Origin of the sequence: Flavobacterium tegetincola DSM 22377 (assembly GCF_000425485.1) — a bacterium.
In the GTDB taxonomy this organism is placed as follows: Bacteria; Bacteroidota; Bacteroidia; order Flavobacteriales; family Flavobacteriaceae; genus Flavobacterium; species Flavobacterium tegetincola.
On sequence record NZ_KE384383.1, the window covers coordinates 174100 to 186875 of the forward strand.

Genomic DNA, 12776 nt, shown 5'->3' on the forward strand with positions numbered 1-12776 from the left:
TGAGTGGCAATAAATTAAATTAATATTGCTCCTTTTCGTTTGGGAAATCGCTTGATTTTACATCCGTCACATAATTTCCAATTGCAGTAGTCATCTGATCGTATAAATCTAAATAACGTCTTAAAAATCGTGGATTGAATTCGTTATTCATTCCTAACATATCGTGGATTACTAAAACTTGACCGTCAACGCCGCCACCAGCACCAATTCCGATTACTGGAATAGAAATGCTTTGCGCCACTTTTGTAGCTAAATGAGCAGGAATTTTTTCTAATACTAGTGAAAAACAGCCAATACGTTCCAGCATTTTAGCATCTTCAATTAATTTTTCAGCTTCTTCGTCTTCTTTCGCTCGAACGGTGTACGTTCCAAATTTATAAATGGATTGTGGTGTCAAACCAAGGTGTCCCATAACAGGAATTCCAGCGTTTAATATCTTTTTAATCGAATCTTTAATTTCACTTCCACCTTCCATTTTTACAGCGTGCCCGCCACTTTCCTTCATAATTCGGATGGAAGAACGCAATGCTTCTTTAGGGTCAGACTGATAGCTACCAAAAGGTAAATCTACAACAACCAAAGCGCGAGAAGTTCCCCGAACGACACTAGAAGCATGATAAATCATTTGATCCAAAGTGATGGGTAACGTTGTTTCATGTCCTGCCATAACATTAGAAGCCGAATCGCCTACCAAAATGACATCTACTCCAGCCGAATCTACAATATTTGCCATCGTAAAATCGTACGCAGTTAACATTGAAATTTTTTCTCCATTCGCCTTCATTTCAATCAATGACTTGGTCGTAATTCTCTTGTAATCTTTTTTGGCTACTGACATAATTATAATTTAAGACCGTAAAAATACTAAATTACTTTTTGGATACGGCGTTTAATTGAAAGAATGAATTTTATGTTGATTTGGACCTTCATTCTATTTATTATGTTTTAAACCATTTGATAAAAAATCAAATCTTTTAAAGTGTACTAAAAAAGCTAAAAGCAACTTGTTAAATTATGAAAATAGATTTATTTAGAATGTCTTTTTTGTTAAGTACAGTCGTTGGAATTGCTGGAGCACTATTAAAAATTACGCATTTAATGCATGCAGGAATTTTCTTTATAGTGTCGCTTTTACTAACTTAACTTTATGTTTTTGTAGGAATAATTGAAGTTCATCAGTCTGCTATAAGCTTTACAAGCAAGTTTTTCTGGTCTTTGGCATTTATATTTTTCAGCTTCTTTACAGCCATGTTTTGGTTGATGAACGGTAGAAATGGACGACCGATTACGATTTAAATATAAAAGTCTCCTAAAAATAAATTTCAGGAGACTTTTATAAATTTTTGTAGTGAAAGTTAGATTAACAATCTGCCATATTAACACTCACGGCCAAACCTCCTTCAGAAGTTTCTTTGTACTTGGTATTCATGTCCTTAGCAGTAGCCCACATGGTTGCAATTACTTTGTCTAACGGCACTTTTGCATTTTTGGCATCGGTTGATAAAGCAAGTTCTGCGGCATTAATTGCTTTGATCGCTCCCATAGTATTTCGTTCAATGCATGGAATTTGGACCAAACCGCCAATTGGATCACACGTCAGTCCTAAGTGATGTTCCATGGCTATTTCGGCAGCCATAAGTACTTGATCTGGCGTTCCACCCATTAATTCACACAGTGCAGCTGCAGCCATTGCGGAAGAGACACCAATTTCGGCTTGACAGCCACCCATTGCTGCAGAAATAGTAGCTCCTTGTTTGAACAAACTGCCAATTTCTCCGGCAACCAATAAAAATTGCTTGATCTCTTTTTCGCCAGCATCATGGTTTTCAATGGTTAAATAATACATTAGAACCGATGGAATTACTCCAGCGCTTCCATTGGTTGGCGCTGTAACCACACGGCCTAAAGCTGCATTTACTTCATTTACCGAAAGGGCAAAACAACTTACCCATTGCAAAATTTGACGAAATTTAACGGTAGTATTTCTAATAGACTCCAACCATTCTTGAGGATTGCTATAATTGGCAAGACCAATTAAATTTTGATGCATATCAAAAGCACGACGGCGGACATTTAAGCCTCCCGGTAAAATACCTTCCGAGTGACAACCAATGTACATGCATTCTAGCATGGTATGCCAAACGCGCATCAATTCAGAATTGATTTTTTCTTCCGTACGCATTGACTTTTCGTTCTCGTAGACAATTTCAGAAATGTGCTTTTTTTCATCTGTAGCGTACGCCAATAATTGAACGGCATTGTCAATCATAAAAGGAAAAGCACATTTAAACTCCATTTTCTTCTTCGCAGCGGTTCGTTCTTCTTTTACCACAAAGCCACCACCAATGGAGTAGAAGGTGGACTTGTATTCTTGAGTATCTGTGTAAGCCGTAAAACTGAATCCGTTGGAATGAAAGGGCAAAAACTCTTTGTTAAATACAATATCCGTTTTAGGATTGAAGGAAATCAGGTGCTTTTCGCCCAAATTTAATTGATTCGTTTTTTGGATCTTTTGTATAATGGAATCGATGTTCTCAATAGGAATGTATTCAGGATCTTGACCGCTTAAACCCAGCATAACTGCCAAATCAGACGCGTGACCGATTCCTGTTAACGATAATGAGCCGTACAAGTCTACCACTACACGAGTGGTTTTTTTGAGCAATGTCTTTTCTTCAAGTTCTGCTAAAAAACGTTCAGCACCACGCCAAGGTCCAAGCGTATGAGAACTTGATGGGCCTACGCCAATTTTTAGCATGTCGAAAACAGAAATACACTCTTCCATAATTATTTATTTTGTAGGCAAATATATAGGTATAAGTAGGGATATCAAAATATTTAATTTTGTGTCATGTAATCAGAGAGCGTTCGTGTATTTTCTTTAGGGTGTAAAAAAAGGATTGTTTGTAGTTTTTAAGTACATTTACTTTTAGAAGAACTACAAATTTTAATTAATCTTCACAATTGAAAATAAATAAATGAGGTTAGCTAAAAGTGGAATTATTGAAATTGTTTTAGCAGTAGTAATCATTGCTGTTTCGTTCAGTGATGCTTCGTCAGTTCTTCCTTACTATGCATTTTTTTTGCCATTACTTTGGATCTTCTTCATGTTATTTGACATTAATAAAGCAAGAAAAAATTTGAGAAATAAACCTGAAAACGAAATTAGAATAAGTAGTACTAATGATAGTTATTTTAATATCTTACCTTTTATTTTAGGTCCGATACTTTGTGGAGTGTCACTTTTACTATATTTTATAGCTAGTATGAAAAATCCATTAGCGCTTGTATATTCCATTTTGGGTGTAGTGCTTTTTATTCAAGGTTTACAAATAATTCCAACAGTAGTTCTCAGCGTTAAAGAGGGTGTTTTGGACTATCAACAGGGTAAAATTCGGAAAAGTATCCTAATCCATGATTTAAATTCCTATTTAGTAACAGCAGACAAGATAAGGCTCAACAATCACGAGGTTGAGGTCACGGTTTTTCAACATTTAAAACTTACCAGCGCGGAAATTAAATTGACAAATGAATTTTTAGAAAAGTACATCAAATGAGTTGATATTTTAAATTATTCTGCAAAGAAGAACAATTGTCAATTTGATGTAAAGGGCCCATAATTTTATTGAAAGCCAATTCTTAAAATTTGTTCGACAGCATTAATGTAAAGAATGACACAATTAAAAAGGGTACAGCTTTAAAAACTGTACCCTTATAATTTTATTTGAAGTAAGAAAAACTATCCTCGTTTTTCATGTCTAATAAAGTGTGATAAATCAACTGAATCACATTTTCCACATCTTCTCTATGCACCATTTCCACAGTTGTATGCATATAGCGTAAAGGAAGTGAAATTAACGCCGAAGCCACACCACCATTACTATAAGCAAAAGCATCTGTGTCTGTCCCCGTTACTCTTGAGGAAGCATTGCGTTGAAAAGGAATCTTATTCTTTTCTGCGGTGTCAATAATCAATTCCCTTAATTTATTTTGCACCGCTGGAGCATACGTAATTACTGGACCAGCTCCAATTTTAGTTTCGCCTTGGGTTTTCTTATCGATCATTGGCGTTGTAGTATCGTGGCAAACATCAGTTACAATGGCAACATTAGGTTTGATGGTTTGCGTAATCATTTCGGCACCACGAAGACCCACTTCTTCCTGAACAGAATTGGTAATGTAAAGTCCGAATGGTAAAGTTTGTTTGTTTTCGTGCAATAATCGGGCAACTTCTGCAATCATAAAACCACCCATACGGTTGTCAATAGCACGACACACAAATTTATTTTCGTTTAAAATCATGAATTCATCCGGGTACGTAATGACACAACCCACGTGAACGCCTGCTGCTAAAACTTGCTCTTTGTTTTCACAACCGATGTCAATGAATATGTTATCTAGTTTAGCACTTTCTTCTTTTTCTCCTTTACGGGTATGAATTGCTGGCCAACCAAACACACCTTTTACAATTCCTTTCTTAGTATGAATATTCACGCGTTTTGAAGGTGCAATCTGATGATCGGAACCTCCATTTCGGATCACGTAAATCAATCCGTCTTCGGTAATGTAGTTTACATACCAAGAAATTTCGTCTGCATGTCCTTCAATAACCACTTTGTAAGGAGCGTCAGGATTAATAACTCCCACAGCCGTTCCGTATGTATCTGTAATAAAAGTATCCACGTAAGGACGTAAATAATCCATCCAAATTTTTTGTCCTTCTGCCTCAAATCCAGTTGGAGAAGCATTGTTTAAATAGTTCTCTAAAAATGAAAGTGAACTGTCTTTCAATATTGATTTTGTACTCATAATTAAAATTTTTGCTAAAGTATAAATTTGGCATTACAGTTGTATGGTACTTTTGCATAAATTTGGCTCAAACTAAAACGGAAATCAGCATGTTAAGAAAGTATGTACTTTTTATCGGAATCCTTCTTGCGACTTTTACTTCAAAAGCGCAAGTAATTGATCATCGCGACGATTACCTTAAAGAAAAGGATACAGTTTTAGGTGTTGCCATTGAATTGGAAGAAGTAATTATTGACAAAAATCAAATTAAGATCAGCGAGGATGCTCGAAAAAGATTTTTGATTTTACAAAGAAGGGTTTATAAGGTTTATCCTTTTGCCAAAACCGCTTCAGAACGTTTAGTTCTATTAAACAAGGGAATGGAAGGTTTAAAAACCAATCGAGAGAAGAAAAAGTACTTTAAAATTACCGAAGATTATTTGACCAACGAGTTTGAATCGCAACTTAAAAAGCTATCGCGCAAAGACGGACAGATTTTAGTAAAATTAATTCACCGTCAAACAGGAACTACCACTTTTACTTTAATAAAAACATTGAAATCAGGCTGGAAAGCATTCTGGTCCAATTCTACTGCTCGTGTTTTTGACATCAACTTAAAAACAGAATATGATCCGATGACAGTTTATGAAGATTATCTAATTGAAACTATCATTGATAGGGCTTTTAAAAGTCGAAGACTTGTTCCACAAGCTGCTGCAAAACCTATCGACGTGGAGGAAATGTCTGACTTGTGGATTGAAAAAATCATGAAACAAAAAAAGAAAGTCTTAGAAGATAAGTAATCGTAATCAAATTGGTGATCAGAAGATTATGAGCTAGTTTGTAATTGCTGGAAAGTATTTTTTTCGCAGCCAAAAAGAGACTTTTACTAAAAATATCAAAGCAGGAACTTCTACTAAGGGGCCAATTACACCTACAAATGCTTGTCCTGAATTTAAACCAAATACGGCAATAGCAACGGCAATTGCTAACTCAAAGTTGTTTCCCGCTGCCGTAAATGCTACTGAAGCTGTTTTATCGTAAGGGCTTCCTGCCGCTTTGGTCATGAAAAATCCGATGAGAAACATCACTATAAAGTAAATCAGCAGTGGAATTGCAATTAATAAAACATCCATTGGAATGGCTACAATTAAGGCTCCTTTAAGCGAAAACATAACCACAATTGTAAATAAAAGTGCAATTAAAGTCAGAGGCGAAATCATTGGAATGAACTTCGTATTGTACCAATCTAAACCTTTTTGCTGCACTAAAATCCAGCGACTTGCGATTCCCATTACAAACGGAATTCCCAAATATATAGCAACACTTTCCGCAATAGTTTGAATAGAAATGGATACAAGTGCTCCTTCAAATCCAAAATAGGGAGGAAGGACAGTGATGAAAAGCCACGCGTAAAAACTGTAGGCAAAAACTTGAAAAACACTATTTAAAGCAACTAATCCCGCTCCATATTCACTACTTCCTTCGGCTAATTCATTCCAAACCAAAACCATCGCAATGCATCGCGCCAATCCAATTAGGATCAATCCAACCATATATTCAGGGTAATCTCTCAAAAAGGTCAGTGCCAGAACAAACATCAAAACAGGACCAATAATCCAATTTAAAACCAATGAAATTGAAAGTATTTTGGTGTTTTTAAAAACGCTGGGAAGTAAACTGTAATTTACTTTTGCTAATGGTGGGTACATCATTAAAATCAGTCCGATTGCAATGGGAATGTTGGTTGTTCCGCTGCTGAAGCGCTCTATAAAATCAGGCGTATTTGGAAAAAAATATCCAATGCTGACGCCTATCGCCATGGCTGCAAAAATCCATAAAGTCAGGTTTTTATCTAGAAAACTTAGTTGCTTTGTCATGTCTAATCGTTGTAATTTGAGAAAAAACGTATTTCATTTCGGTTGCTATTAGCAAACTTGATTCTTGGTATTTTGCCGATTGAAGAGGTGTGTCGTCAAATGCTTTTGGATCATCATAAGTAATAGGAATTCGAGCGGAAGCGCCACTAATAAAGGGACAACCGCCATCTGCTTGTGAACATGTCATGATTGCAGCAAATTCTGATTTTGGATTAAAAGTGGCATCAAGTTTCTTAGAAAATCCAATAATTGGTTTGGCATTGTTTGCAAATTTTATACTGTAAATTGGATTTTCAGTATTGGCAATTGCAGAGATTTCAAAACCGCTATTTCTTAAAGTTTCAATTATGAGTGGAAATACAGCCGTGGATTCGGTACCTCCAGAGTAAGCGTCGATATTTTTTATTTTAAAATAAAAAGCCATCGTTTGAGCCCAAACCTGAGTAAGGTGACTTCTACGGGAATTATGAGTGCAAATAAAATGCAGTCTATTGTCTTGATTAGTATTTACATTTTGCTGAATGAAAGCAATTAAAGGGGCAAGTAATTTTCTGCGTTCGATGGAAACTGTTTTAACATCAATTGATTCGATGTAATTTTCCAATTTGGAATTTAAAGTAGATAGTGCCATATGTTGTATTTGTATATTGCAATATTACGATAAACTTTTTAAACACAAAGATCTTCTAATATGAAGTTTGTGTTAATTTGCTGAAAGTCTTATTTTACGGTATTCTTCCTTATCATACTTTTCCCTGTAAACTTTTTCAATTGAATGGTTGGTTCGCCAAACAATTCAATTTCGGAATTGGCAAAAGCATTAATTACGCAATTGGTTTCTACAAATAGACTGGTTTCGCTATAACCTTCAGCAAGAATCTCTGCGTTTTTGGTGGTAAGTTTTTTTCCAATTAATCTGGCGTTGTTATCCATGCGTAATTTCAAATCAATCACGTCTCCTTCTAAAGTGGTTTTGCTTTTCTGGTATTGATCTAATTTTAATTCCGTCGTTGCAACTAACGCTTTTAAAGTTGCGTTTTTTGTCAAAATAAAGTGTATTTTCTCCGTTTTAGAATTCAATTCTACTTCGGCATCATCATTCATCTCAATTGAAGCAGTTTTGGATTTTAAATTCAGATATAATTTCGCCTTTTTATTAATTACAAAATTCACGTCTTCCAGAACCATTTCGTCCAAGACCATTAGTTTAGCTTCGTCTGTGGCTTCGATTTTTTTCAGCGCTTCTGTGTAATAAATTTTCACTTCAAATTTTTTGAAACTTTTTAATCTATTGTTCATCGAAATGGTCAAGCGTCCTGAATTGTTGGCCACTTTTAAAGCTTCGTGTAAATTGTCGTCTGCTTCTAATTCAATTCCGGTACTGTCCGCTTTAATTAAGGAAACGGTAATGCCGTCCTGAACTAGCAATGAAGAAAAAACTGCAGTTACTTGTTCTTCGGTGGTAACTACCTTAGAACCTTTTAATTTTTCTGATTTTTGTGCAAATGATAATGAACTGATACATAGGAACACAAGTAGCGTAATAGTCTGCTTCATATTAAAGGGATGTTTATTACAAATATAAAAAAAAATAACGCCTTTTACAGCGCTATTAGTACTTTAATCTCTTTTGACGCTTCCGCCCGAATTTTCTTGTTTGTCAATGCTTTTAGGAACATTTGTATATTTAATGGTGGCTCCGCTTGTTGCTTTTGCTTTAAGATGTTGTACTGGATGAATTGTTGTGGAACTTCCAGAAGTTGCCTGAGCATCTACTACTTCGACGATTAAATTTCGCGCGTCAATAGTGCTTCCACTTGTGGCTGAAGTCACTGCTTTATTCGCTGTACCTGAAACGTGTAAGTCGCTTCCGCTAGTGGATTCCATTCTTACTGTATTCGCATCGACGGAAATTTTAATTGTACTTCCACTCGTAGAACTTAAAGTTAACAATTCGGACTTGAAGGTATTTGCACTTTTAATTGTAGCGCCACTTGTGGACTTCAAACTGCTAATCAACGGTAAACTAACCCTAACTTCCGGATTTTTTGAAGTACGAAATGCACTTGACCGAGTAACCACTAAAACGCCATTTTGTAATTTTGTAGCAATTAAGGATTGGATGTTTTCGTCTGTCTTTACTTCAATTGAATGGTTTTCACTTTGTGAAACAACTAAATCAATACCAGAACTCACTTCAATATTTTCAAATGTTCCTTCAACGGTTCGAGTTTGTGTAGACACAATTCCATTGCCTTGTACGCTTTCCATATTATTTCCGTCACTACCTGGAAGACCGTCGACCCCTTTAGTAACATAGCAAGAAGTAGCAGAAAATAGCGCAATGGCAAAGACAAATAATAGAACTAATCGACTTATTTTTTCATTTTAAATTGTATTTCAGACAAATATAAAAAAAATAGCTCCTTTTACAGAGCTATTAAATTATTATTCTGGGCCAACGCTTCCGCCAGAACTTTCTTCTTTTTCAATCCTTTTTGGAACATTGGTGTACGTTATATCACCACCGCTTGACGCTTTTCCTTTTAAAAGTAAAATAGGATAAACAGTTGTTGAACTTCCTGACGATACCTGTGCATACACTTCATTGGCCATTAAATTTTCTGCATCAATAGCACTTCCGCTGGATGAACTGGTTTCTGCTTTCAATGCTTTTCCCTGCACTTTCATTTCGCTACCACTAGACGATTCCATGCTGATGTAATCGGCTTCCACTTCAATGTTTACTTCACTTCCGCTTGACGAATCAACACTAAGGGAAGTCGATTTTAATACAGTACCGCTCGATAATGTGGAACCACTTGTAGATTTCAATCCGCTTATAATTGGTAAACTAACGCGTATCAAAGGAGTGCTTTTTGTGTCAAATTGTCCGTTGGAACGGATAATTAAAACACCATTTATTACTTCTGTTGTAATTAAAGATTGAATGTTTTCGTCAATTTTTACGGTAACTGATGTGGTTTCTTTTTGCTCTACAATTACTTCAAGACCTGTGTTTACTTCTATCTTTTCGAATTTTTCTGTGATTACACGATTTTGAGTGATCACGTTTCCATTTCCATCTTCTCCACTAAAATCAACGGAATAATTGCATGAGGTAAGCGATAGCACAAAGAGAAAAGCGATTACTGTTTTTCCCAAAAATATATTTTTGATTTTCATAATTAATTGGTTTTGATGATTATTCCGTTTCCGTCAATTTTTAATTCGGTTGTTTTAGAATTTACTTTTTCACTAGTGATGATTTCTTTTCCGTTCACTTTCAAAATAACTTCCCTAATGGTATCCGAGGTTGTCTCGTTATCGTTGTTCAAATCTCCAAATTCACTTCCAGAAATTGTACAATTCAAACAATTTACTTGCGAATTTCCAACTTGGTACACATAATCAGTGGAGTTGGTACGCAAATTAAAGAAATCTTCATCCGAATCATTATATTCTTCTACAGAACGATCTACTTTAAACAACGCGCCTTCCGGCAAATATAAAATAAGTTGCACTTCTTGATCTCTAAATTTATGTTGAAAAGCACTCACGAAATAGTTGTCTAGAATCAACTGGTTGTTTTCAAATTTGAAACCGTATTCAATTTTTTCTGATTTTGATTTTGCAACTCCCAAATCACGTCCTTTTGCTTTTTTCTCGACTTGCAAATACGGTTGTGCTTCATCTGTTTTTACAATTACCAATTCCACATTATTAGAGTACAATACGCGTTGGTCTGCTGCATTTTGAACCACTCTGAAATCGGTTTGGTCGTCTACGGTATTGGCATAAAAATCATTGTGGACGAATTTAATTTGTAACGTGTCTTTTGGATTCATTGTCAATACTTTCTTACTGACTACGCGACCTTGCGTAGAATATTCCATCATTTGATTGACACCAATAGAGATCAACAATCCGATAGAAATGAGCCATAAAGCAAATAACGTATAATTGACCACATTTCCCAAAGATTTCATATTGGTAATCAATAATTTAAAACCTAAAATCATCAAGTAGAAAAAAGGTATTCCTACGGCAAAAAAGATAAGTAATCCAAAAGTCCAAACCGGGAAGTCCGAAAAATTACCGGCTTGAATGAAGTCGCTCCATGGAAATTCAACAAAAGCAGAAGTTCCTAAAGTAAAGATTCCAATAAGCAACATAACTAAAATGGGCAATGCCGAAAGTATGAGGATAACACCAAGAATTTTTGCAAAAACATTAAAGATACTCATGAACACTTTTCCAGCATTGGAAGCAATTCTATCGGCACCCGTTTTTACTTGATTTCCCATTTCATCGTAGTTTACGTTTCTGATTTTCTCCGAAACATTGTCAAACTCTTCTCTGACTTTTTTTTCGATATTGGAAATGTTAACAGGTTCGCCTGTCATTTCTAGTTTCTCAGAAGTTGTAACTGCTTCTGGCATCACAATCCATAAAATAATGTAAGCCAATAATCCAGTACCGTAGAAGAAAAAGAGTACCAAGAACAAAATACGAATCCACACTTTATCAATGCCAAAATAATGACCCAAACCTGCTAAAACACCGCCAATCATTCCGCCGTCTTTATCGCGGTATAATTTTTTAACCGCTCTGTTTTGGTAAGTGTAATTTGCTTTTGGTTCTTCAGCATCATCGTTATCAATGCGGTAATCCTCTGGTTGACCCATAACGGCAATTACTTCGTCCAACTCTCTCAAACTAATCACTTGCTTTCCGTTTGAATGCTTTTCAGCAAATAATTCGGCAATCCGCATTTCAATATCTTTGATAATTTCGTCCTGACCGTTTGAATTGGTCAATGAGCGTTTTATAGCTTCAAAGTAGCGCGACAATTTTTGGTATGCATCTTCGTCAATGTAGAAGAACATTCCGCCTAAATTTATATTTACAGTTTTGTTCATGACTTATTATTTTTGAGTTGTGATTATGGTTACAGCATCTGAAAGTTCCGTCCAAGTGCCATTTAATTCGGTTAAAAAAGTGTGTCCTATTTCAGTCAATCCGTAGTATTTTCTAGGAGGTCCAGAAGTAGATTCTTCCCAACGGTAGTTGAGCAATCCGTCGTTTTTAAGTCGTGTAAGTAAAGGATAAATGGTTCCTTCCACAACTAGCAATTTGGCGTTTTTAAGTGTTTCTAATATTTCAGAAGTATAGGCATCTTTCTCTTTTAAAACCGATAAGATGCAAAACTCCAAAACACCTTTCCGCATTTGGGCTTTTGTGTTTTCTATATTCATGATTGTCTTTTGTTAAATCGTTGCTCTTTCATTTTCAATTTTCATTTTGGCGTCCTTTTGAAACAAATAGGTATTTTGTTTACTATGGAAATTAGTGGTATTAGCTTCCCATTTGGCTTCTAAACAGACTTTTGATTTTGGATAAACTGTCTGGCGTACTTGTGCTGTCGTTGCAAAAATTCCTGTGATGAGTAGGGTTGCTGTGATGATTACTTGTAACATAATTGTTCGGATTTTGATTGATGATTGTTATTGTTAAGCGTGATGCACTCTAATTTTATTTCAAAAATTTAATGGTAAATGGATATTTGAAATGTACTCCTTGTGAAGCTTTTACGGCTCCGTAAATAGTTAAAAAGAATTCCGCTGTTTTTAAAACAATAGCGATAAGAATTGCAATTCCTGCAAATATTATTGCTCCTGAAAATTCTGCAAAATTGAGGCTTTCCATGAATACAGCCGAATTGTGGTTTCCATGAAAACCCACGGCACTAAATACGGTAAAGAGTAAAATAGGAATGGCAATCAGTGCTAACACGATGGTGTAAATAAATAAACTGATCTGAAAGTTGATAACTTCCTTTCCTTGTTCATCTACAAATTCCGATTTGTCTTTCGAAGTTGCCCAAATCACAATTGGAAAGATGAAGTTTCCAAAAGGAATGCAATACTGAAATAAACTGCTTAAATGTATTGCGGCTGCAGTGTTGGTGTGTGTAATTTTTTCCATAATAAAAAGTATATAGTATTTTCTTATGCAAATATATGGTCAAAAGACAGTATCTTGTTTCGCATAGTACTGAATGTTAACAAAAAATTAACATTGTGTAATTTGATAAGAATAGTCTAT

General features: G+C 35.4%; 15 protein-coding genes. 3 read left to right on the top strand and 12 right to left on the bottom strand.

Going from position 1 to position 12776, the window contains the following annotated elements:
* Positions 1-19 precede the first annotated feature (19 nt).
* Positions 20-838, bottom strand: coding sequence for a 3-methyl-2-oxobutanoate hydroxymethyltransferase (gene panB / locus H602_RS0110440; protein ID WP_026977941.1), 819 nt, complete (start codon positions 836-838; stop codon positions 20-22).
* A gap of 176 nt (positions 839-1014) precedes the next feature.
* Here panB and H602_RS20425 point away from each other — a divergent pair, with 176 nt between their 5' ends.
* Positions 1015-1143: a hypothetical protein gene (locus tag H602_RS20425; protein ID WP_281170778.1), complete on the top strand. Its 129-nt coding sequence runs from the start codon at positions 1015-1017 to the stop codon at positions 1141-1143.
* 217 nt (positions 1144-1360) lie between these two features.
* On the opposite strand, the gene H602_RS0110445 is transcribed toward H602_RS20425, so the two are convergent.
* Positions 1361-2785, bottom strand: a complete 1425-nt coding sequence (locus tag H602_RS0110445; protein ID WP_026977942.1) for an L-serine ammonia-lyase — start codon at positions 2783-2785, stop codon at positions 1361-1363.
* Between the two features lie 193 nt (positions 2786-2978).
* Between H602_RS0110445 and H602_RS0110450 the strand changes: the two genes are divergently transcribed.
* Complete coding sequence (locus H602_RS0110450) at positions 2979-3557, top strand: hypothetical protein (RefSeq protein WP_026977943.1); 579 nt, start codon at positions 2979-2981, stop codon at positions 3555-3557.
* A 163-nt stretch (positions 3558-3720) separates the two neighbouring features.
* Here the strand turns inward: H602_RS0110450 and H602_RS0110455 are convergent, their stop codons facing one another.
* On the bottom strand, positions 3721-4809 hold the full coding sequence (locus H602_RS0110455) for a M42 family metallopeptidase (protein ID WP_026977944.1): 1089 nt from the start codon (positions 4807-4809) through the stop codon (positions 3721-3723).
* A gap of 89 nt (positions 4810-4898) precedes the next feature.
* On the opposite strand from H602_RS0110455, the gene H602_RS0110460 reads away from it, so the two are divergent.
* Positions 4899-5591: a DUF4294 domain-containing protein gene (locus H602_RS0110460; protein ID WP_026977945.1), complete on the top strand. Its 693-nt coding sequence runs from the start codon at positions 4899-4901 to the stop codon at positions 5589-5591.
* Positions 5592-5624: 33 nt separating this feature from the next.
* On the opposite strand, the gene arsB is transcribed toward H602_RS0110460, so the two are convergent.
* From arsB to H602_RS0110505, 9 genes are all read right to left on the bottom strand, one after another.
* The gene (gene arsB, locus H602_RS0110465; protein WP_026977946.1) at positions 5625-6668 is read right to left on the bottom strand and encodes an ACR3 family arsenite efflux transporter; all 1044 of its coding nucleotides are present in this window, start codon (positions 6666-6668) and stop codon (positions 5625-5627) included.
* Complete coding sequence (locus H602_RS0110470) at positions 6640-7299, bottom strand: low molecular weight phosphatase family protein (protein ID WP_026977947.1); 660 nt, start codon at positions 7297-7299, stop codon at positions 6640-6642. The genes arsB and H602_RS0110470 overlap by 29 nt, the downstream gene beginning before the upstream one ends.
* A gap of 89 nt (positions 7300-7388) precedes the next feature.
* The gene (locus H602_RS0110475; protein ID WP_026977948.1) at positions 7389-8225 is read right to left on the bottom strand and encodes a GIN domain-containing protein; all 837 of its coding nucleotides are present in this window, start codon (positions 8223-8225) and stop codon (positions 7389-7391) included.
* Positions 8226-8288: 63 nt separating this feature from the next.
* Positions 8289-8939, bottom strand: coding sequence for a head GIN domain-containing protein (locus H602_RS18710; protein WP_051224384.1), 651 nt, complete (start codon positions 8937-8939; stop codon positions 8289-8291).
* A 177-nt stretch (positions 8940-9116) separates the two neighbouring features.
* Positions 9117-9854: a GIN domain-containing protein gene (locus H602_RS0110485; RefSeq protein WP_051224385.1), complete on the bottom strand. Its 738-nt coding sequence runs from the start codon at positions 9852-9854 to the stop codon at positions 9117-9119.
* A gap of 2 nt (positions 9855-9856) precedes the next feature.
* A complete protein-coding gene (locus tag H602_RS0110490) occupies positions 9857-11590 on the bottom strand; it encodes a PspC domain-containing protein (RefSeq protein WP_026977950.1) in 1734 nt (577 codons plus the stop codon).
* A gap of 6 nt (positions 11591-11596) precedes the next feature.
* Positions 11597-11926, bottom strand: coding sequence for a PadR family transcriptional regulator (locus tag H602_RS0110495; protein ID WP_026977951.1), 330 nt, complete (start codon positions 11924-11926; stop codon positions 11597-11599).
* 12 nt (positions 11927-11938) lie between these two features.
* A complete protein-coding gene (locus H602_RS0110500) occupies positions 11939-12148 on the bottom strand; it encodes a hypothetical protein (RefSeq protein WP_026977952.1) in 210 nt (69 codons plus the stop codon).
* 55 nt (positions 12149-12203) lie between these two features.
* On the bottom strand, positions 12204-12656 hold the full coding sequence (locus H602_RS0110505; RefSeq protein ID WP_026977953.1) for a DUF4870 domain-containing protein: 453 nt from the start codon (positions 12654-12656) through the stop codon (positions 12204-12206).
* Positions 12657-12776: the final 120 nt, after the last annotated feature.